Origin of the sequence: Marinomonas sp. BSi20584 (genome assembly GCF_002792415.1) — a bacterium.
GTDB classification, from domain to species: domain Bacteria; phylum Pseudomonadota; class Gammaproteobacteria; order Pseudomonadales; family Marinomonadaceae; genus Marinomonas; species Marinomonas polaris.
On sequence record NZ_KZ454874.1, the window covers coordinates 55,220 to 74,965 of the forward strand.

At 43.6% G+C, this 19,746-nt stretch carries 22 protein-coding genes; 8 read left to right on the plus strand and 14 right to left on the minus strand.

All coding sequences use genetic code 11. The features are described 5' to 3' along the window. Positions 1-207: 207 nt before the first annotated feature. Positions 208-1,131, plus strand: coding sequence for a histone deacetylase family protein (locus TY87_RS07235; RefSeq protein WP_100186551.1), 924 nt, complete (start codon positions 208-210; stop codon positions 1,129-1,131). Between the two features lie 44 nt (positions 1,132-1,175). Here TY87_RS07235 and hxpB read toward each other — a convergent pair whose 3' ends face one another. The 10 genes from hxpB to TY87_RS07285 form a co-directional block, all read right to left on the minus strand. Continuing rightward, the gene (hxpB, locus tag TY87_RS07240; protein WP_100186552.1) at positions 1,176-1,838 is read right to left on the minus strand and encodes a hexitol phosphatase HxpB; all 663 of its coding nucleotides are present in this window, start codon (positions 1,836-1,838) and stop codon (positions 1,176-1,178) included. 53 nt (positions 1,839-1,891) lie between these two features. Then, positions 1,892-3,196, minus strand: coding sequence for a TRAP transporter large permease (locus TY87_RS07245; protein WP_100186553.1), 1,305 nt, complete (start codon positions 3,194-3,196; stop codon positions 1,892-1,894). Between the two features lies 1 nt (position 3,197). After that, positions 3,198-3,710, minus strand: coding sequence for a TRAP transporter small permease (locus TY87_RS07250; RefSeq protein ID WP_100186554.1), 513 nt, complete (start codon positions 3,708-3,710; stop codon positions 3,198-3,200). Then, the gene (locus TY87_RS07255) at positions 3,707-4,687 is read right to left on the minus strand and encodes a TRAP transporter substrate-binding protein (protein WP_072838865.1); all 981 of its coding nucleotides are present in this window, start codon (positions 4,685-4,687) and stop codon (positions 3,707-3,709) included. Before TY87_RS07255 ends, TY87_RS07250 begins: the two co-directional genes overlap by 4 nt. A gap of 263 nt (positions 4,688-4,950) precedes the next feature. Beyond that, entirely contained in the window at positions 4,951-6,012 is a 1,062-nt protein-coding gene (locus TY87_RS07260; protein WP_100186555.1) for a GlxA family transcriptional regulator, read from the minus strand. A gap of 194 nt (positions 6,013-6,206) precedes the next feature. After that, complete coding sequence (locus tag TY87_RS07265) at positions 6,207-7,328, minus strand: sulfate/molybdate ABC transporter ATP-binding protein (RefSeq protein WP_100186556.1); 1,122 nt, start codon at positions 7,326-7,328, stop codon at positions 6,207-6,209. Then, entirely contained in the window at positions 7,325-8,215 is an 891-nt protein-coding gene (cysW, locus tag TY87_RS07270; RefSeq protein WP_072838868.1) for a sulfate ABC transporter permease subunit CysW, read from the minus strand. Before cysW ends, TY87_RS07265 begins: the two co-directional genes overlap by 4 nt. 9 nt (positions 8,216-8,224) lie before the next feature. Then, positions 8,225-9,085, minus strand: a complete 861-nt coding sequence (gene cysT / locus TY87_RS07275) for a sulfate/thiosulfate ABC transporter permease CysT (RefSeq protein ID WP_072838869.1) — start codon at positions 9,083-9,085, stop codon at positions 8,225-8,227. A 113-nt stretch (positions 9,086-9,198) separates the two neighbouring features. Then, a complete protein-coding gene (gene cysP / locus TY87_RS07280) occupies positions 9,199-10,212 on the minus strand; it encodes a thiosulfate ABC transporter substrate-binding protein CysP (protein WP_100186557.1) in 1,014 nt (337 codons plus the stop codon). 160 nt (positions 10,213-10,372) lie between these two features. Further along, complete coding sequence (locus tag TY87_RS07285; protein ID WP_100186558.1) at positions 10,373-11,266, minus strand: LysR family transcriptional regulator; 894 nt, start codon at positions 11,264-11,266, stop codon at positions 10,373-10,375. Positions 11,267-11,391: 125 nt separating this feature from the next. On the opposite strand from TY87_RS07285, the gene TY87_RS07290 reads away from it, so the two are divergent. From TY87_RS07290 to feoB, 4 genes are all read left to right on the plus strand, one after another. Further along, entirely contained in the window at positions 11,392-12,147 is a 756-nt protein-coding gene (locus tag TY87_RS07290; RefSeq protein ID WP_100186559.1) for an SDR family NAD(P)-dependent oxidoreductase, read from the plus strand. 131 nt (positions 12,148-12,278) lie between these two features. Then, the gene (locus TY87_RS07295; protein ID WP_100186560.1) at positions 12,279-12,575 is read left to right on the plus strand and encodes a Dabb family protein; all 297 of its coding nucleotides are present in this window, start codon (positions 12,279-12,281) and stop codon (positions 12,573-12,575) included. 196 nt (positions 12,576-12,771) lie between these two features. Then, positions 12,772-12,996, plus strand: coding sequence for a FeoA family protein (locus tag TY87_RS07300; RefSeq protein ID WP_072838872.1), 225 nt, complete (start codon positions 12,772-12,774; stop codon positions 12,994-12,996). Between the two features lie 31 nt (positions 12,997-13,027). Further along, the gene (gene feoB, locus TY87_RS07305) at positions 13,028-15,109 is read left to right on the plus strand and encodes a ferrous iron transport protein B (protein ID WP_100186561.1); all 2,082 of its coding nucleotides are present in this window, start codon (positions 13,028-13,030) and stop codon (positions 15,107-15,109) included. A 48-nt stretch (positions 15,110-15,157) separates the two neighbouring features. On the opposite strand, the gene TY87_RS07310 is transcribed toward feoB, so the two are convergent. The 4 genes from TY87_RS07310 to TY87_RS07325 form a co-directional block, all read right to left on the minus strand. Continuing rightward, positions 15,158-15,949, minus strand: coding sequence for a GGDEF domain-containing protein (locus tag TY87_RS07310; protein ID WP_100186562.1), 792 nt, complete (start codon positions 15,947-15,949; stop codon positions 15,158-15,160). Between the two features lie 123 nt (positions 15,950-16,072). Beyond that, entirely contained in the window at positions 16,073-16,384 is a 312-nt protein-coding gene (locus TY87_RS07315; protein ID WP_100186563.1) for a cupin domain-containing protein, read from the minus strand. 252 nt (positions 16,385-16,636) lie between these two features. Next, positions 16,637-16,924, minus strand: a complete 288-nt coding sequence (locus TY87_RS07320; RefSeq protein ID WP_100186564.1) for a type II toxin-antitoxin system RelE/ParE family toxin — start codon at positions 16,922-16,924, stop codon at positions 16,637-16,639. Next, complete coding sequence (locus tag TY87_RS07325; protein WP_198432054.1) at positions 16,921-17,202, minus strand: type II toxin-antitoxin system Phd/YefM family antitoxin; 282 nt, start codon at positions 17,200-17,202, stop codon at positions 16,921-16,923. The genes TY87_RS07320 and TY87_RS07325 overlap by 4 nt, the downstream gene beginning before the upstream one ends. A 177-nt stretch (positions 17,203-17,379) precedes the next feature. Here TY87_RS07325 and TY87_RS07330 point away from each other — a divergent pair, with 177 nt between their 5' ends. Genes TY87_RS07330 through TY87_RS07340 form a run of 3 tightly spaced genes read left to right on the plus strand, consistent with a single transcriptional unit; the run spans position 17,380 to position 19,692 of the window. Further along, a complete protein-coding gene (locus tag TY87_RS07330) occupies positions 17,380-17,610 on the plus strand; it encodes a Trp family transcriptional regulator (RefSeq protein ID WP_100186566.1) in 231 nt (76 codons plus the stop codon). Next, the gene (locus TY87_RS07335) at positions 17,607-19,022 is read left to right on the plus strand and encodes an anthranilate synthase component I family protein (RefSeq protein WP_100186567.1); all 1,416 of its coding nucleotides are present in this window, start codon (positions 17,607-17,609) and stop codon (positions 19,020-19,022) included. The genes TY87_RS07330 and TY87_RS07335 overlap by 4 nt, the downstream gene beginning before the upstream one ends. Positions 19,023-19,029: 7 nt before the next feature. Next, the gene (locus TY87_RS07340; protein ID WP_100186568.1) at positions 19,030-19,692 is read left to right on the plus strand and encodes an anthranilate synthase component II; all 663 of its coding nucleotides are present in this window, start codon (positions 19,030-19,032) and stop codon (positions 19,690-19,692) included. The last annotated feature ends 54 nt before the right edge of the window (positions 19,693-19,746 follow it).

Here is a 19,746-nt window from a genome sequence, read left to right on the forward strand (position 1 = left end):
GACTGTCTTTTTCATTCGTGGCTTGATATAAGAAGATCGTTTCATGCTTACTGCGCTTGTAAATACTGTGTTAAAAACGGACTCGAAATGCTCATTTATAACCCATAAACTCTGCTTTCTCGTCCGTTTTTGCCTTGTCTTTACTTTGCTCATGACAGCCTGAAAGGACTTCTACAGTTTTTAAAAATAAAAAACACTGGAATAAAGATGACAACGGCTTACATCACACACACTTATTGCGACAAGCATGATATGGGAGAAGATCATCCTGAGTCTCCGTTGCGCCTTGGTGCGATTCAAAATCGTTTGATCATGGGGCAGTTGATGGATTTTCTACGTCGATTGGAATCCGATCCAGCAACGCGAGAGCAATTGCTTCTGGCTCATGATGAAGCGTACGTGGATTCTATTTTTGCGCGCGCGCCAGAAGAAGGCCATGTGGAACTAGAGCCAGAAACCTTGATGATGCCGCACACGCTAGACGCTGCTTTGTATGCAGCAGGTTCGGTGATTAAAGCGGTAGACTTAGTGATGACAGGGGAAATGGACAATGCATTTTGCGCGATTCGTCCACCGGGTCATCATGCGGAATACGACAAAGCCATGGGCTTTTGCTTGTTTAATAACATCGCCGTCGGAACACGTTATGCCATTGAACAATATGGTTTAGAGCGTGTGGCGATCGTAGATTTTGATGTTCATCACGGTAACGGTACGGAAGACATTTTTAAAGCTGATCCGAAAGTGCTTTATGCCTCCAGTTACCAACATCCGTTTTATCCCTACAGCGATCCAGGTGCTTCTCACGATAATATTCTACACATGCCGCTGGAAGCAGGATCTGGCAGCGAAGCCTTTCAAACCATTATTACCGAACAGTTGCTGCCAGCGCTGGACACATTCAAGCCTCAGCTGATTATGATTTCAGCAGGCTTTGACGCTCACAAAGAAGATCCAATGGGGCAACTAAGGTTAAGCGAGTCTGACTTTACGTGGATTACCGACCTTTTAATGGACGTGGCAGATCGTCATTGCGGTGGGAAAATTGTGTCGGTGTTAGAAGGCGGTTACAACATAGACGCGCTAGGTCGCGCTGCCTTTTGTCATATCAAAAGCTTAATGAGGCTTTGAAGCTAGATTTTTAATTTAAGCTTTTGGTTTTATTTTTTTTAGCTTTAGGCGCTAGCCAAAAGCCTTTTGCCAAGCTGGTGGTTGAACTCAGATAAATTCTTGAGTTTGTGTGGTGCTAGATCAAATTTATCATGATTAAATTCGTCAGGGTGCGGTATGGCAATCGCTTTAATGCCAGCAGCTAATGCCGCTTTTATACCGCCGAGTGAATCCTCAAAAGCAATGCATTGATGAGCTTCAATACCAAGTTTTTCCAGTGTTAGCTGGTAAACATCAGGAGCGGGTTTACCTTGGCTTACTTCATCCGCTGAGCTGTAAGCCATAAAATAGTCGGCAATATTAAGGCGTTGTAACACGCTAGGAATAATGTTTTTTGGTGAGTTGGTAGCAAGGCCGATTTTCACTTTGGCTTGTTGTAGCGAGTCGAGTAAATCATGAACGCCATGCATGGCTTGCCCTTGAGTCTCGATCAGATATTTGACTCGCTCAACAACACGATTCTCGACTTCCTCAAGAGAGGCATTTTGCCAAGGCTGTTTTGCAAACCAGAACTCAGTGACTTCTCTCGTCGTCATTGCCGCAGTTAGTGTCGCTAACTCGGCCGTAACTTCAACACCAACCGATGAAAACACATCGTATTCCGCTTGCTTCCAGAAGGGTTCGGAATCAATCAGTAATCCATCCATGTCAAAAATGACTGCTTGCATAATTGTTTATCACTTTGCTTTTTTCTTGGTGCTTTATTAGACATGGATAAGACCTAATTTGAAAGTGCATTAGGCAGCCATAAAGCGATTTCAGGAACTAGGCAAAGTATAAATGCAGCTAAGCACATCAGAAGAAAGAATGGGAAAGCGGCTTTTGCGACTTGGCCTATTTTTTCTCCGGTAAGACCTTGTAGGACAAAGAGGTTAAAACCAACTGGTGGTGTGATTTGCCCAAGTTCTATGAGTATGACAAGAAAGACGCCAAACCAAATGGGATCAAAGCCAGCTTGAATCACGATGGGTAAGGTTATGGGCAAACTCATTACCGTGATGGAAATACCGTCTAGAAATAAGCCAAGTATTATGTAAAAAATTGCCAGCGCTAAAAGTAAAAAAGCAGGCGTAAGATCCAAGCTTGCGATGTAGCCAGCTAGTTCGGAAGGCAGGTGAAGGAAGCCCATTGCGGTAGATAAAAGCGCAGCAGAAACTAATATGCTGCATACCATGGTTGAGCTCAACAAGGTGGCAATCATTGCTTCTTGTATCATTTTAAATGATAGCTGACGTTCTTTTATTAAAATAATGACGGTTGCAAATACGCCGACAGCGGCGGCTTCTGATGGTGTGGCAATACCTGTATAAATTGCTCCCATTACGATAACGATCAGTGAAATTACGGGTAAAAGCAGAACCAAGCTTTCCAGTTTACTGGCGGTATGGGATTGTTCTGGTGGACATAATGAAGGGTTTAATATTGCTCGACATATGATGTATCCAGAATAAAGTGCGGCAATTAAAACTCCAGGCAATACGCCAGCCATAAAAAGTTTACTGATTGAGACTTCTGACTGAATGCCGTATACGATCATCACAAGCGATGGCGGGATTAATAGCCCTAGGCTGCCTGCTCCAGCCAAGGAGCCGACGGATAAACTTCTATCATAACCACGTTTTTTAAGTTCAGTCGTGGTGATTTTTCCTACCGTTGCTGTGGTTGCCGCACTTGAGCCACTTACCGCTGCAAAAAGAGCGCAGCCGAACACATTCGTGTGGAGTATGCTGCCAGGGATCTTTTTCGTCCAAGGTTCTAGTCCTCTGAACAGTCGATCTGAAATATCTGATCGGAAGATAAGTTCCCCCATCAGAATAAAGAGCGGGATGGCGGATAATTCCCAAGAGTTTGCTGATCTAAAAAGGATACGGCTTAGTATGGCTCCGGCACGATCTAAGCTGACATCTCCAATTAAAATAAGAGACAACAAAGCAACGATTGCCAGACCAGAAAATACCCAAACCCCAACTCCTAGAACCAAGAGAATTAAAGTAATAACACCAACGGCTGATAATACTATTTCCATCTTATTTGTTTGTCTCAATATTGGGGATTTGGCGGGTAGATACGAGGACGAGCATTCTGACAAATAGCGTTAGGCACAAAAGACTCAAGCCAAGTAACACCATGCCTTCGGGAATCCACAAAGGCGTTTCTGCTATAGATTCACTGGTGATATTGCGTTTAAAGCTTCTGGCAACATTGATGTACCAGTAGTATAAAATCCAAGAAAAAAGGGCGAAAGAAACGAAAGAAATAACAAACTCTAGCAGCCAATGATGCCGCTCTGGGAGACGGTCATTTAATATATTAACCTTTATAAGCCCATTTCTTTCTAAACTATAACCTAGGCCGAGAAAGGTTGTAGTGGCGATAGCGTAGCCAACAAATTCATCCAAAACATACGTTGATGTTCCAAATAGACGTAAGACAATCTCTAACAGTATGTGGCACAGTAGATAGGCTATTAGCAACATTGCCAATGCACCAGACAGCTGGTTAAGCCGTCTGGATACACTGGCTAATAGACGGATGATCATTTGCTTTTCTCAAAATCCGCCATGATATCGCTACCCGATTTTCCTGTGTCTTTTAGCCATTCTTTTAAAGATGGCTTAGCTGATTCTTGCAGCCAGTTAATGAAGGGTTTTGGTAGATCTTGATGGATGACAACCTTATGTTCAGCCAGTTCTTTGTAATTACCAGCGACTCGAGTTCTCACTGTTTGCCAGTTATGTTCATCAGTTAAAGCAGCAGCTTTGAGAATAGCGCTTTGTTCTTCATTGGATAAATCGTCAAACGCTTCTTTGTTCATGTGTACCATGTTGAGAGGAATGGCGTATTGAATAGCGCTGTAATTATCAAGATGTTCCCAAAATTTACCGCTCGCACCCGCATCAGCTGAGGTAAGCACCGCTTTAATGCCACCAGTGGACAGTTGAGGAACGACATCTCCCCACGAAAGGCTAATTGGTTCTGCGCCAGCTTCACGTAATGTCAAAGTGCCATTTTTGTCATAGGTACGAATTTTTAAATTGGCGAGTTCTTCTTTTGTCGTGACGGGTTTTTGAGACCAAATACCACTGGCTGGCCAAGGAGAAGCGTAAAGTAAGATTTGTCCATTATTAGCAAATACTTTTTGATAATAAGGTTTGGCGATTTGATAAAGCTGTTCTGCTTGGTCTTCATTCTCTACGAGAAAAGGCAGTGAAGATAATAGGAATATAGGATCTATTCCAGCCATACTGCCTGCTAAAGTATCTGCAATTTGAATGGCATTGTCAGCAACAGCATAAAAATTGTCAGTAGATTTAAACCCGAGAGAGCCACCTGTGTGGAGTGTAATATCTATGTCGCCATTGCTAAGTTTTGTTACTTGATCAATGAAATATTTATCACCTTCAGCATGAATTGACGTCGCGTTGTATTCATTAGAGAAATCAAACTTTGCGGCAGATAATGCCAAAGGAGCTTGGGACAAGGCGACAGAAACTAACAATAAACTTGGATAGCGCATACGACTTTTTCCTTCGGGAGTTGGTATCTACCGACTCTAGGATGCTTATCTTTTAGTCGTATTTCTTATTGCGGCGAAAGGTTGACGGAAAGCGACAAAGGGTTTTAAAAAAGTAAGCAAGGGATTTGTAAGTAAATAGCTCACTTCATAAATTCTCCCTGAAGTATTCATCTATCGTTTCTACCTAATCATACACATAGAAGTTCTGGATGTTCGTTGCTGTTACCCAATGCATTGAACTGATGAACTGATGAAGTGTAAGTTTAGCTTGCTTGAGATGTCCGACGAGAATCGATTGGCGATTGGCCAAAGAATCTATGGTAAGTACGACTAAAGTGAGCTGAGCTTACGAAACCGCAAGCAACGGATACTTCAAAAATACTAAGGTTGGACTGTTGTATTAATTGGCGTGCATGAGTTAATCGGTACTCCATGTAGTAGCGTGCAGGAGTCACCCCGACATTAGTTTTAAATAGTCTTTCTATTTGACGTCTGGAAATACCGACAAGTTTCGTCAGTTCGTCTATGGTTAATGGGTCCTCAACATTATTTTCCATTAGTTGTATCGACTCTTTTATGCAATCAGGAGTGTGTGATTCAGCAAGTAAAAAGCGATTAATGATTTTTGAATCTTTTTTATTGGATCGATCAGACCCAATTACTTCTGCAACAGCTTGTGAGTAATCTGTTCCATGTGAGCCTTTAATGAAATGGAGCATCATGTCTAGTGTGCTGTTGGGTCCTGAGCAGGTTAATAAAGTGCCTTCCTCAGTAAAAGTGGATGTTGATAAATTTAACTCGGGAAAACGCTCTTCCATTATTGCTTTGTTGTCTTGGTGAATAGAGATAGTGGTTCCTGTTTTTATTTTGCTATCAGCAATATAAAAACTTCCGTTCCATATACCTATTATGGTTGCATTTGACTGGGCTGCTTTGGCTAATTTTTTATTAAGCAATGGTTCTGGTTTGAGAGAATTACGAAAGCCGCCACAAATCACCAAAATAGAGTCTTTGCTTATTTCAATATCTTGTATATTGCCGTCAGTTGCTATTTCGATAGAGATATCTGATAGCGCTTTGTTATTGTTTACGCTGTACGTTTTACATTCGTAAATAGGGTTGTCATGTACTAGATTAAGGGTCACTAGAGTATCTAAAGCAACGGAAAAAGAAGACATAGAAAAATGATCTAGCAGTACAAAGTTTGCTCTTTTTGGCTGTGTTGAAGAGTTCTTAGAAGGGGTGGGGTGAGTAAAAGCAAGATTAGAGCGCTTCAAATGGCTTTGAAAATAGGATGTATTTGCCTTGTTGCTTGTTTCTAACATACTTTGATCCCCTCATAAGTATTTTTTACGAACACAATATCTTATTTTTTATGCAAATAAAATGCCGTAATTTTCGAGGGGAATTGTTAGGTTCTAGTCATGAATCTAGATGCAATATAGTGACGGATTATTATTTTCTGTGCGGTTGATGTAAAAGAGCGACACCATATATGCCGCTCTTTTGGTTGTTTAAATTATGCTTTATCAGCCGTTTTGGCTTTCTCTGTTTCCCAATTCAATAGCTCAGGTTTTTGTGCGTCGTGGGCGAAGAAGTAACCTGCTTTCGGGGTAACGTATAAGGTTTGGCCTTTCTCAAAGCAGTTTTTGTCGAACGCTTTGTGAGGCAGGTCGATTTCCCAGACGTCGTTACTTTGCCAATCAATTGGGGTAAGTTCTAGCCGAACTTCAGCGCCAATCGGGTTGATGGCAATAACGCGTAACGGCAAGTTTGCATGAGCTGTTGGTTCTTTCGATACAAAGAACTCATGGGAACGAATGTATAGCTGACCGTCTTTCTGTTCTGCGCCATCAGGTAAAATGATGCTCGCTTGTTGGTTATGCCATTTGCCGTTTTCCACTTTGCCTTCAAATACATTGGCGTTGCCAAGGAAATCGAATACAAATCGGCTGTTAGGTGAGGCGTAAAGCGCACCGGGTTGGTCGATTTGCTCAATGTGTCCGTTGCTCATGACGACAACACGATCCGACAATTCCAAGGCTTCTTCTTGGTCATGGGTCACAAATACGCTAGTAAAGCCAAGTTCATCGTGTAAGCCGCGCAACCAGCGACGTAGCTCTTTTCGTACTTTTGCATCCAAGGCGCCGAAGGGTTCGTCTAGCAGTAATACTTCCGGTTGCGTTGCCAAAGCACGCGCTAAAGCAATACGCTGTTTTTGACCGCCAGAAAGCTGTGACGGGAAACGGTTAGCAAGATGTTCAAGCTGTACCATTTCTAATAAATGCATCACGCGGGTTTTGATTTCTGTCGGGCTTGGGCGTTCTTTGCGTGGTAAGACTTCTAAGCCAAAGGCTACGTTATCAGCCACTGTCATGTGACGGAACAAGGCATAGTTTTGGAATACGAAGCCCACGCGACGATCACGGACATGTAAGTTGGTCACGTCTCGGTCGCCAAATTGAATGCGGCCAGTGTCTGCGCCTTCGAGACCGGCGATAATACGTAACAGGGTGGTTTTCCCTGAACCGGATGGTCCAAGCAAGCCAATCATTTCGCCTTCGTTAATATCTAGTGACAAAGGTGACAAGGCTTGAAAATGCCCAAAGTGTTTGGAAATGTTTTCAATCAAAATGCTCATTGTGTCACCTGTCTTTCTTTTTCAGCTTCAATTTTTAAACTACGTTCCTGACGCCATTCGATGAAGGCTTTCAACAACAAGGTAAGTAGGGCAATCATCGCCAATAGCGAGGCGCTGGCAAAGGCGGCAGCGGCTTGGTAATCCTCATATTGCAACTGAACATGCAGTGGCAAGGTATTGGTTTCACCGCGAATGTTGCCAGACACCACAGATACCGCGCCAAATTCACCCACAGCACGAGCATTGGTAAGGATGACACCATAAATCAGCGCCCATTTGATATTCGGCAAAGTCACTCGGCGGAACAATTGCCAGCCTGAAGCCCCCAAAATGACAGCAGCTTCTTCGTCTTCTCGTCCTTGTTGTTGCATCAAAGGAATCAATTCACGCGCCACAAACGGACAAGTTACAAAAACTGTCACCATGACGATGCCGGGCCATGCGAACATCAATTGGATGTCTTGGTCATACAGCCAAGAGCCAATCCAGCCGTTATTGCCATACAACAAAAGATATAACAGGCCCGCCACCACAGGAGATACCGCGAAGGGAATGTCCATCAAGGTCATCAATAGTTTGCGGCCGGGGAATTCAAAACGCGTTACGGCCCATGCGAGCATCACGCCGAACACCAAGTTAATCGGCACAGTTAACGCCGCAACCACCAGAGTCAAACCAATGGCGTGCAAGGTATCGGCTTCAATCAAACTGTTGAAGTAATGCGCTGCGCCTTCGACAAAAGCCTGTTGGAAAATGGCAATGAGTGGCACAACTAATAATATTGCGGTCAAAAATAAAGTAATGCCGATGAGCAGTCCTTTTACCCAAGGACTGTCGCCAACTCTTAGCTGGTGGCGTTGCCCAGATGATGTTTTAGAAGATGACATAATATTTTCCTAACTGCGTCCATGAAGGCGACGTAAATAACGCGCCTGCCAGATATTGATGGCGAACAAGAGGATCAGCGACGCCATCAGCACAACAGACGCAATGGCGCTGGCGGCAGGGAAATCGAACTCTTGTAAGCTAACGAATATCATCAAGGACGTAATTTCGCTGACGTAAGGCATGTTACCCGCGATAAAGATCACCGCGCCGAATTCGCCTAAACTACGAGTGAATGATAAGGCAATGCCCGTCATCAATGCTGGCCACAAGGCAGGAAAAATGACGCGACGAAATACCGACCAATCGGAAGCGCCTAATGTCATACCGGCTTCTTCCTCCTCTGGAGATAACTCTTCCAATACTGGTTGAACGGTTCTGACCACAAAAGGAATACTGGTAAATGCCATGGCAAGCACGATACCCCAAGGTGTGTAAGCAACCTTGAGTCCTAGGCTTTCGAGTATTTCACCGTACCAACCATTTTGAGCATATAAAGTCGCCAAGGTGATACCTGCAACCGCGGTTGGCAACGCAAAGGGCAAATCCACTAACGCGTCTAAAATACGGCGTCCAGGGAATTCATAACGCACTAATACCCAAGCGAGTAAAAGACCAAAAAAGCCATTAAAGATAGAAGCTATTAAAGCTGCCCACAGAGTCACTTTGTAACTGGCAACCACACGTTCATCGCTGATTACCTGCCAATATCTGTCCCAACCCATGTCGACCGATTGCATGACCAATCCGCTCATTGGGAGTAACAGAATCAAGCTGATAAACAGCAGGGAGGTTCCCAAGCTTAAACTGAGTCCGGGCAAGACTCGCTTATGGCGAGGTCTGGTATCGGCCGCGCTTAAATGTGTTGCCATGTATTTGCCTATTATGGTCTTAACAAAAGTATTTCAATGAAAATGCTAGTAGTTATAGAGACAGAAAAGCCGGACACGCAAGCGTATCCGGCTAGTTGTTATCTATTCTGATATTAGCGACGCTGAAGTTGGTCTAGTTTACCACCATTTGTGAATATTTCTTTAGTCGCTTGTGGCCATCCGCCTGCAATATTTTCTACTGTTAATAAGTCTACTTCTGGGAACTTATCAGCGAATTCTTTTTTCACAACATCGTTGTGTACGCGGTAGTTAAAACCTGCCAATAAACGCTGAGATTCTTCGCTGTACAAGTAGCTTAGGTATTCACGAGAAACTTCCTCTGTACCGTTTTTCTTCGCGTTTTTCTCAACTACGGCTACTGGGAATTCCGCCAATATAGAGGTTTTTGGGACAACTACTTCGTAGTTGTCTGCGCCGTACTGGTTACGGATATTGTTTACTTCGGATTCGAAAGTAATCAATACATCACCAATGCCACGTTCAACGAAAGTTGTTGTCGCGCCACGGCCACCAGTATCAAATACAGAAACGTTTTTAAGGAAGGTACCTAGGAAATCGTCGATCTTAGTTTCGTTGTCTTTACCAAAGGTTTTTTGTGCATAACCGTAAGCTGCTAGGAAGGTGTAACGACCGTTGCCTGATGTTTTAGGGTTTGGGAACACTAATGCCACATCATTACCCGCTAGGTCGCCCCAGCTTTTAATGTTTTTTGGATTGCCTTTACGGACTAAGAAGGCAATCGTTGAGTAATAAGGAGAGCTGGCATTTGGAAACTCGTTTTTCCAATCTGCTGGGATCATCTTGCCTTTGTCATGCAAAACTTGAACATCGGTTACTTGGTTAAAAGTTACAACGTCCGCTGACAAGCCGTTCATGATGGCATTGGCTTGCTTTGAAGAACCAGCGTGAGACTGTTTAATCTCAATGGTTTTGCCCGTTTTTTCTAACCAATGTTTTTCAAATGTTGGGTTGTAAGTGGCGAACAACTCACGAGCGATATCGTAAGATGTGTTAAGGATAGTTTGATCTGCTGCAGACGCTTGAACGGCTCCGCTCAACAATAATGTGCCAATAATAGATTTCAAAAAATGCTGTTTAGATTTCATAGTGCCCTCGTGTGGGAAGCAGTGAATTATATTGAGAGCGAGATTACTTAAAAGATTTAGTTATTACAATGGCTGCAAATAAACTTTTTTGGAATATACATAAGGTTTTTTTCAAACCAGATGTTTTTCAATAACTTGACCAAAATCGCTGTGACTTTTATTACGTTGCTTGAGTTATTGATTGCAGCCAATCCATAAATACAGTCAGGCGTTTGGTTGGTTGTCTGCGTGATGGATAGAGCAAGGATACCGGCATTGGCTCTGCTTCGAATTGAGGTAATACTGGAATAAGTAAGCCTTTTTCAATAAAGTTTTCAGCACCAATAACGGGTATTTGAGCAATCCCAAGCCCTGATAAACAGGCGTTCAAATAAGCGTCTGTACCATTCACAGCTAGGCTGCTTGGCATGGATTGCTGTTTTACCTTGTCGCCTTCTAGGTATTCAAATTGTGCGTCGAGATTACCTAGCGAATGGGAATACTCGATCAGCTTATGATTCGCTAGCTCTTCGATTGTTTGCGGAATGCCAAATTGTTCCGCATAACTGGGTGAGACGCAGTTGAGGCTTCGGTATTGCGTTAAAGGTCGAGCGATAAGGCTGCTATCGTCGAGGTTACCGACTCGAATCACGCAATCAATGCCTTCTTTAATCATATCTACTCGATAATCCGCGCTGCTGATCTTTAGGCGTATGTTCGGGTATTTTTCGAGAAAGTCGGATAAATGCGGAATGACAACCGTAGTGGCAAAACGGCTTGGCATGTCGACTCTGAGTACACCGCGAACATCATCAGGGTTGCGTTGGAACTGGCTTCCCAAAGCGTCTAGCTCGGCGAGCAGTACTTGGCACTGTGGTAAGTAAGTCTCGCCGTCTTGAGTTAAGGTGATGCTGCGCGTGCTGCGATGAAAAAGCCGCGTGCCTAATTCACTTTCAAGCCCTTGTATAGCACTGGATATGCTTGATTTTGGTAGGCCAAGGGCGTCTGCCGCCTTGGTGAAGCTACCGAATTGAGCAACCAATACAAAGCGCTGCATGGCTTCAAACTTGTCCATCACCTCTACCTTTGTTCGTTTAATACGAACAATTTTATCACTTTTGGTGTGTATATCCAGACTAATAAAATCTCTATTCTGCACTTGTGTTTCGACATCGAACAAATAAACAAGAGGGATAGACTATGAAAAAGTTAGCGATCATCACAGGTGGTAGCCGCGGTTTAGGAAAAAGCAGTGCCTTAGCGTTAGCGGATAAAGGTGTAGACGTTATTTTTACTTATCACAATAATGTCCACGCAGCACAAGATGTGATTGACGAGATTAAACAAAAAGGACAAAAAGCCTTTTCTTTACAATTAGATACGAGAAATGTTGTCACTATTTCTGAGTTCGTGGGCCAAATTCAAACTGTGTTAACTAATGAGTTTTCACGAAGCGACTTTGACTATTTATTAAATAACGCTGGTACGGGGTTACATGCGAGCCTTGAAGACACGACTTATGACGAGTTGGAAGATATGTTGGCGATTCATGTCAAAGGACCCTTCTTTTTGACTCAGTCGCTTTTACCATTGCTTAAAGATGGTGGACATATTCTTAATGTTTCTTCTGGTTTGGCACGTTTTAGTTTGCCTGGCTCTGGTGCTTATGCAATGGCCAAAGGCGCGGTTGAAGTGATGACGCGTTATATGGCAAAAGAGCTTGCAAACCGCCAGATCCGTGTGAACACATTGGCGCCAGGAGCAATCGCTACGGATTTCCGCGATGGTAATGTCCGAGACAACCCACAAATGAATCAAATGGTAGCTTCTGTTACTGCCTTGGGCCGTGTTGGCGAAGCAGGCGACATTGGTAAAGCCGTTGCTATGTTGTTGAGTGAAGACAGTGGTTGGATAACTGGACAGCGTATTGAAGCGTCAGGAGGAATGTTTCTTTAGTCTGTACGTCGCATGATTGGGTAGCGGCAAAGACTGTAAGGAAACCTGATCATGCGGCATTGTTATTAACACAGTTGAACGCCTTGTATGTTTTTAAACGGCAGGAAAACTGTATTTTGGAGACAGGTATTATGATTCGTCATATTTTACTTATTCAGTTTAATGAACTTGCAGCGGCCTCAAATATCTCACTATTTTTTGAAACGCTCGATAGCATCACCGAGAGAGTAGAGGGAATTGCGTCAATAGAATGGGGAGTAAATAATAGTAAGGAAGGAGCTAATAAAGGGTTTACACATTGTGTGACGATGACCTTTATTAATGAAGCGGCACGCGATCATTATTTGCCGCATGAAGCGCATGACGAGATAAAAAAACTACTAGGACCGTTGCTCAGTGATATGATTATTATTGATTACAGTATTTAAAAGCCTCCTTTACACCTTCCAAAGCCCTCTTCGCGAGGGCTTTTTCATCTTTTTTATGCCTTTCTGATTTTAGAATTTTTTGTTTATGTTTACCGAATCGTTACATTTTTGTTCTGGTGACTCTCTACCTGTGTGAGCGATAATAACCGTACAATTTGATTTGATAATTATTATTACGTTTGTTCTTGGAGAGATAATGCTTCTATCACAGTTACCGAAAGGTACGGTTGCTGAAATCCATTCTGTTGCTCATCCACAAGAAGACATGCAACGCCAACTTTTAGCATTAGGTTTTGACCCCGGTGAAACTGTGCAGTTGATGACGAAAGCGCCATTTGGTCATTCTTTGCAAATAAAGGTCGGCTCTACTTTGGTCGCCATTCATTCTGAAGACGCAAGCTATATTCACCTCTGCGATTAGTATTTAGCTTCAACAAGAGATCACCACAAGCATGACATTCCACATCACTTTAGTCGGTAATCCAAATACAGGGAAAACGACTTTATTTAATAAGCTGGCAGGAACTCGGCAAAAAGTAGGCAATTGGGCTGGCGTTACAGTGGATTGTAAGACTGGATTTTTCACTAGTTCGGATCAACGTGTTGACATGACCGACTTGCCGGGCATTTACAGTTTGAATAACCAGACTGGCGGCATGGATGAAGTAATCGCGCGACATTTTTTAACCGAGAGCGATTACGATGTTATCGTTAATGTAGTAGATGCCACCAACTTAAAACGTAACCTCAAATTGACACAAGAACTGGTCGCCTTGGGTCGACCTATGGTGATTGTGCTTACCATGACCGATTTGGCCCGCAAGCTGAATATCATGCCGAATCTAGAGATATTATCGAAGAATATAGGCGTGCCAGTCGTTGATGGTCATCAGTTGTCAGTAACTGATTTACAACGCCAACTACTAGTACATTTTCATGCTTTGCCAACGGATCGTGAATTGGCCCTGCAACGAAGCCTCAGTGATGAGTATTCCGATTCTTTAAGCGTTCCGAGTGTGGCAGTTTGGTTGTCTAACGTGACCAAAGGACGTACGCAGGCGAAAAATTTTACTGACAGAATAGATCAAATCGTGCTGCATCCTTGGTTTGGTATTCCGATCTTTTTGTTTGCGATGTACGCCATGTTTGCAGTGGCTATTGGTGTTGGCACCTTATTTATCGATCCTATCGATATGTTTGCAGGCTATTGGTTTGTGAGCTTTCCAAGCTACTGGCTAACGCAGTTAGGCATTCCTCAGTGGACCATTGTCATACTTGCCAATGGTTTAGGCGGTGGTATTCAGCTGGTGGCGAGTTTTATCCCTGTTATTGGCTTCCTCTATATATGTTTAAGTATCTTGGAAGACAGCGGATATATGGCGCGAGCGGCGTTTATTGTTGATCGTATTATGTCGTCGATTGGTCTGCCCGGTCAGGCGTTTATTCCGTTGTTGCTAGGTTTTGGCTGTAATGTGCCATCTATTATGGCGACGCGAAGTTTGACCAATGTTCGACAACGCATGCTGACCATGGCGATGGCGCCTTTTATGTCTTGTGGTGCGCGTTTGGCCGTTTACGTGATGTTTGTGTCGGTATTCTTCCGCGAGTACGGCGGGCTTCTGGTGTTCGGTTTATACCTGTTTGGCATCATCATGGCGGTTGGTACAGCGTGGATTTTCAGAAAGCAATTATTTCGTAATGTACGAGTGAGTGTTTTGATGGAAATGCCCCATTATCATCGTCCACGTTGGAGCAATGTCGGTTTGTCGAGTTGGCATAAAGTGCGCAGCTTTATTTTGCGTGCCGGCAAAACCATAGTGCTTGTTTCAGCGATTCTAACTATTTTGAATTCAGTGCCATCTTGGCGCGCCGCAGACGAAGGTGGCAAGCCTTCCGCCTTGGCTGAAATAGGCCAAGTCATCACGCCTGTGTTTTCACCGATTGGGATGGGCGATGACAATTGGCCAGCGGCCGTTGGTGTGTTTACTGGCATCTTAGCGAAAGAAGCCGTGGTCGGCACCATGGATGCCTTGTATTCCAATGCCGCCAATGAACCGACCAACATTGAGTACGAATCCCCAATAAGCAATATCGTCGGTGCTGTGACCTTATTAGGCAGTAACCTTGCGGGCATTGTAACGACATTAACCGATCCGTTAGGTTTGACCAGTGTCAGCGAAGCCAAAAGCCAAGTTATGACGCCTGGACATCGTAACATGGTGTCTTTATTTGAAGGTTGGAAAGGCGCGTTTTCGTATCTGGTCTTTGTACTGCTTTATACACCTTGTGCCGCGACCATTGGCGCCTTAGTAAAAGAAGGTGGAATGCTTTGGTCTAGCGTGGTTGTGGCTTGGAGTACGACGGTGGCTTATGTCGCTGCGGTATTCAGTTTTCAGCTATTAACTTTTGGCGATCATCCGATTCGTTCGTTGGTTACCATTGGCACTGCGGCCGCTTTTTTAATTCTCTTTATTATCGGATTAAAAGTCTGGGTGAAACCGAGGATAGAAAGCAACATCATTGCTGTTGGATGATTTGATTACTGCTTAAGATAGAGCTTGAGAAAGAGCCCAATAAAGAGCTTAGGTATTAGTTAGGTTGGGTGTGAAGACAACCGCGCAGCTTTTACCTGCTTGCTTGGCAAAGTACATGGCTGTGTCGGCGTCTTTAATAGCCGTTTCTGTATCTAGTTTTTCAAACCCTAATATGCGGATACCAATGCTCGCGCCCACATTTAGATGTTTGTCTTCAAACTCTATGGGTTGCTTGATGATGTGACAAAGTTTGTTGGCGACCTGCATAGCAGAGGCGCGTGAAATTTGTTCCTGATTGTCTAAATTGGTTAGCAGAACCATAAACTCATCGCCACCTAAACGCCCAGCGCTGTCTTCAGTACGAACATTATCATTTAAGCGCTGTGCGATTTCGATAAGTACCGCGTCTCCTGCCGCATGTCCTTCAATATCATTAATGACCTTAAAGCCATCTAAGTCAATAATTAACACTGCACCTGATGCGCCATGACGCTGTGTCTGTGCGATTAACTTTTCTAAAAATAAAGACAAACCACGGCGATTGACTAATTGCGTGAGGGGATCGGTATGAGCAAGGTGATGGATCTGCGTAATAGCTTGATCGCGAGCTAGAGTAAAAGGGCGTATTACCCAGAAATAAATACACGGTGTAGACAGTATAGACAAAAACAAGATATCCAAAGCCGCCAACCAATAAAGGCCAATATCTACTTTTAATATGCCCAGCGCCAGCATGATGACAAATTCCCACAGCATAATAATCGCAGTAATACGAACGATAACCTGAGTGGTGCTAAGGGAATGGTAGGCACTGTAATCAGAAGGCTGTGGAAGATTCATAGGCTAACATCATATAAATTTTATTTATCCACAGTAATGGAATCTATTGTCTAAATCAGTGGATCTTCTGTAAGAAAATGTGAAAATAAACAACAAGATAGTGAAGTAAATAAACGCCTGACTTTAAACGCTGCCTTCTTTTTCAATCACCAAAATACGGGCTTCCCCAACAGGATCTGCTACGTGTTCAGTGCCAATCGCCGCGTAGAAAATATCGCCGACAGACATTAATTGAACAAGCTCTTTCCCATCGACTCGATAGTGCATGTTCACCTCGCCATCTAACACCACAAACACTTCTTCACCATCGTTGATGTGCCATTTATACGGCTGATCTGTCCAGTGCAAGCGTGCCGTCACGCCATTCATATTGGCAATGTCCAACGCGCCCCAAGCGCGATCGGCAGTGAAGTCTTTGGCTTTGATGAATGTCATGAGTAGGCCTTTTGGACGTTGATAAATTGTTTGATAAATCAAAAGTACAAGCTAGTTAATCGTTAGACAATCGAGAAAGCGATAAAACGTCACTTTGACGGCGAAAGCGACGTTTTATCTGAGATGGAAGGAATAGTTACACCTGACAAACTTTATTGCTGTGATTAAAGAAACTCTATTTCGAAGACCACCACAACAAGGCTAAGTTAAAAGAAGAGTTAGATCAGATTTCTAAGCTCTAGTCGACTAGGGCTATAAATCCTTTTCTGTGAGCATCTGTCGGCAGTTACGCACCGTTAATATTCGGATTTCGGTACTGATCATGTAGATGATTCGATAGTTACCAAAAATGAGTTTACGGAGATTTGCTTTTTGGAGTTCTGGAACGAGTCGTCCCATTTCTGGTTGACCAGTTAGTAACTCTGTTTTATCGAATAGATCGTTTACCCATTTCTCAGCTGCATTAGAATTATCTAGAGTAATAAAATCGGCAGTATGCCCAAGCTTTTCCATAGCGAGAGGTGACCAACTTACTTTCATTTTTTCAAGCGCCCTAAGATTTGCTTTCTTGCTTCCTGATTCGAAATGCCTAATCCTTCGGCAAACTGAGCTTCAGCGGTGCGTATTTCTTCGAGTAATTCTATTTTTTCTTGCATGGCTTCGTATTCAGCCACATCAAGCATGACAGCGACACCTTTGCCACGTTGTGTAATGAGCAAAGGGCGACGAGTTTCGTTAATTTGTTTAATAAATGAAGTCACACCAGAACGAAATTCTGATAATGGTTGTATGTCTTGATCTAAATTTATGCGGCTCATATATAATCTCATTTGTACGTTTATTTGTACAAACTATAGGTCAATAGTTGCCTATTAACAATATGAAGTGTTTTTTGATTTGCCTAAACAATAATTCATTTCTATCTTGCTTCTCTTCTTTCAAATCTATATTGTACTAGTACATGAATACAAACCTTCTTGTGAGAGTTGAATCCTATGAAGGACTTGGTCCAGTTTTTAACCGAAGTAGATGATAAGTCTGTGTTGGAGAAGCGCTTAAAAGTGCTGCTAACGCCGAATGAAATTAATGAAATGGTGAGCCGTTTGAAGATCATTGCCTTGTTAGACGAAGGCGTGCCGCAGCGAGATATTGCGAAACAGTTGGGTGTGGGTATTGCCACTGTGACCCGTGGTTCCCGTGCATTGAAGGAATTAAAAGAGATATGAGTTCATATAATAAAAAGCCGCAGCGCATCACGCTGCCGCGTAAACCTAAGTATGTCACTATCAGTTCCGATTGCGATTTTTTCGATTTGTTTAAAAAAGTCGAGAAGCGTTTTGATAACTGTTTTATGTTGGAGTCCCTTGGTGAAGAGAGTTTTATTTCCCGCCATTCGATCATTGGTTTTGATCCTGAGAAATTGATCTGGGCGGAAGGCAAGCAGTTGTTTATCCAAGAGCGTGATGGCAGCACTGAGTCTTATGAGTCGGATAATCCTTATTACTTGTTGCGCGAGATAGTGCCGCAAAATATTTTGTCCCGTGGTTTTGCTGGTGGTTTAACGGGTTATATCGGTTACGACAGCATGAATTACTTTGAGCCAACCTTGGATCTGCAGTCGAGTGAGATGTTCGATGCGTTTCGTTTTGGTTTGTACAAAGATGGTTTGATTTTGGACAAGATGACCGGTGAGGTTTTTTACTTCTATTACGACGACCATTCCACGGGTAATCGTTTGGAATTAGTGAACGCCATGATGGCCGAGCCGACGCCAGAAAACGGCCCATTTGAGGTTCGTCCTGCTGGCGAATCGATGAGCAAAACTGATCATGCGGATGCGGTTGCCAAGGTGAAGCAAGATATCATCGAAGGTAAAATCTTCCAGTGTGAAGTCGGCTTCAAAAAATGGTTCGATATGGAAGGCGACACCATCAATTTGTACGAGCAATTGCGTGAAGTGAATCCATCCCCGCAAATGTATTACATCAAGTTTGGTGAGCAAAAAGTTATCGGCGCGAGCCCAGAATTATTGTTCCGTGTTCGCCAAGGGGAAATGGAAACCTTCCCATTAGCCGGAACGGCAAAACGTGGTAAAGACGCCGCAGAAGACACCGCCTTTGCGCGTGCTCTGTTGAATGATCCAAAAGAAATCGCCGAGCACAATATGATTGTCGATCTTCATCGTAACGACATTGGCCGAGTGGCGCGTTTTGGTACAGTGAAAGTGCGTAGTTTGATGGACATTAAACGTTTCAGTCACGTTCAGCACATTTCCAGTGAGATTGTCGGCATCATGGCCGAAGATCACGACATGTTCTCAGCGTTGGCGAGCAATTTTCCTGCGGGAACTTTGACTGGCGCACCGAAAATAGAAGCGATGAAGATCATCGATGACTTGGAAAACGACGGTCGTGGTCCTTACGGCGGCGCGGTAGGTCAGTTCTCTTTCAATGGCGATTGTATGTTTGCGATTCCGATTCGTACCGTGTTTGCCAATGGTAACAAAGCCTATGTGCAAACCTGTGGCGGCAATGTGTATGACTCCAATGCCGAAGACGAATACGAAGAAATCCAACGCAAATTTGCCGGCACTAAACGCGTGCTAGACAGTTTCGCACCAAAAGCGAATAAGGAGTAAGGGAAGCATGAAAGTTTATATTATCGACAATTACGATTCCTTCACTTACAACCTGTATCAGTTTATTGGTGAAGTGTTAGAAACTGAGAAAAGCCGTGGTGAAATCGACGCGTTTGAAGTGATTGTAAAACGTAACGACGAAGTAACATTAGACGACATCCGTGCCGCCGCGCCAGATCGCATCATCATTTCTCCAGGACCAGGTTCCCCAGACGACAAAGCTTACTTCGGTGTGTGTGCCGACGTCATTCTAGAGTTCGGTAAAACCATTCCATTAATGGGCGTTTGCTTGGGAATGCAGGGGATTTGTCATGTATTTGGTGGCAAAGTAGTCAAAGCACCCTTGCCAATGCATGGTAAAACCAGCCCGATTACCCACAACGGCGAAGGCATCTTCCACGACATTCCTGATCAACTAGAAGTCATGCGTTACCACTCGCTAATCGCCGAAGCAGAAAGCTTTCCTGACGTGTTGGAAGTCACAGCCTCAGTTGGTGATTTAAAAGACGCTGACTTCAAGGATATCGCGAAGATCCACCAAGGTGGGAAATTTGAATTGATGGGCGTTCGTCATAAAGAATACCCAATCCAAGGCATTCAATTTCACCCAGAATCCTTCGCAACAGAAGGCGGAAAAGACCTGATCAAAAACTTCTTGTTTCAGGTTTGATTAATTAAAAATTAAGTGCCTTTGAAATATTAAAAAGCAGCGCCCAGCAATGGT

What these genes read in the sequence shown, in the direction of transcription:
- TY87_RS07265 (WP_100186556.1), bottom strand. Translation starts at nt 7,328, where the DNA reads ATGAGCATTTTGATTGAAAACATTTCCAAACACTTTGGGCATTTTCAA.
- TY87_RS07320 (WP_100186564.1), bottom strand. Translation starts at nt 16,924, where the DNA reads ATGAAAGTAAGTTGGTCACCTCTCGCTATGGAAAAGCTTGGGCATACT.
- TY87_RS07315 (WP_100186563.1), bottom strand. Translation starts at nt 16,384, where the DNA reads ATGACATTCATCAAAGCCAAAGACTTCACTGCCGATCGCGCTTGGGGC.
- feoB (WP_100186561.1), top strand. Translation starts at nt 13,028, where the DNA reads ATGACATTCCACATCACTTTAGTCGGTAATCCAAATACAGGGAAAACG.
- TY87_RS07290 (WP_100186559.1), top strand. Translation starts at nt 11,392, where the DNA reads ATGAAAAAGTTAGCGATCATCACAGGTGGTAGCCGCGGTTTAGGAAAA.
- TY87_RS07330 (WP_100186566.1), top strand. Translation starts at nt 17,380, where the DNA reads ATGAAGGACTTGGTCCAGTTTTTAACCGAAGTAGATGATAAGTCTGTG.
- TY87_RS07285 (WP_100186558.1), bottom strand. Translation starts at nt 11,266, where the DNA reads ATGGACAAGTTTGAAGCCATGCAGCGCTTTGTATTGGTTGCTCAATTC.
- hxpB (WP_100186552.1), bottom strand. Translation starts at nt 1,838, where the DNA reads ATGCAAGCAGTCATTTTTGACATGGATGGATTACTGATTGATTCCGAA.
- cysW (WP_072838868.1), bottom strand. Translation starts at nt 8,215, where the DNA reads ATGTCATCTTCTAAAACATCATCTGGGCAACGCCACCAGCTAAGAGTT.
- TY87_RS07310 (WP_100186562.1), bottom strand. Translation starts at nt 15,949, where the DNA reads ATGAATCTTCCACAGCCTTCTGATTACAGTGCCTACCATTCCCTTAGC.
- TY87_RS07260 (WP_100186555.1), bottom strand. Translation starts at nt 6,012, where the DNA reads ATGTTAGAAACAAGCAACAAGGCAAATACATCCTATTTTCAAAGCCAT.
- TY87_RS07340 (WP_100186568.1), top strand. Translation starts at nt 19,030, where the DNA reads ATGAAAGTTTATATTATCGACAATTACGATTCCTTCACTTACAACCTG.
- cysP (WP_100186557.1), bottom strand. Translation starts at nt 10,212, where the DNA reads ATGAAATCTAAACAGCATTTTTTGAAATCTATTATTGGCACATTATTG.
- TY87_RS07325 (WP_198432054.1), bottom strand. Translation starts at nt 17,202, where the DNA reads ATGAGCCGCATAAATTTAGATCAAGACATACAACCATTATCAGAATTT.
- TY87_RS07250 (WP_100186554.1), bottom strand. Translation starts at nt 3,710, where the DNA reads ATGATCATCCGTCTATTAGCCAGTGTATCCAGACGGCTTAACCAGCTG.
- TY87_RS07255 (WP_072838865.1), bottom strand. Translation starts at nt 4,687, where the DNA reads ATGCGCTATCCAAGTTTATTGTTAGTTTCTGTCGCCTTGTCCCAAGCT.
- TY87_RS07245 (WP_100186553.1), bottom strand. Translation starts at nt 3,196, where the DNA reads ATGGAAATAGTATTATCAGCCGTTGGTGTTATTACTTTAATTCTCTTG.
- TY87_RS07335 (WP_100186567.1), top strand. Translation starts at nt 17,607, where the DNA reads ATGAGTTCATATAATAAAAAGCCGCAGCGCATCACGCTGCCGCGTAAA.
- cysT (WP_072838869.1), bottom strand. Translation starts at nt 9,085, where the DNA reads ATGGCAACACATTTAAGCGCGGCCGATACCAGACCTCGCCATAAGCGA.
- TY87_RS07300 (WP_072838872.1), top strand. Translation starts at nt 12,772, where the DNA reads ATGCTTCTATCACAGTTACCGAAAGGTACGGTTGCTGAAATCCATTCT.
- TY87_RS07295 (WP_100186560.1), top strand. Translation starts at nt 12,279, where the DNA reads ATGATTCGTCATATTTTACTTATTCAGTTTAATGAACTTGCAGCGGCC.
- TY87_RS07235 (WP_100186551.1), top strand. Translation starts at nt 208, where the DNA reads ATGACAACGGCTTACATCACACACACTTATTGCGACAAGCATGATATG.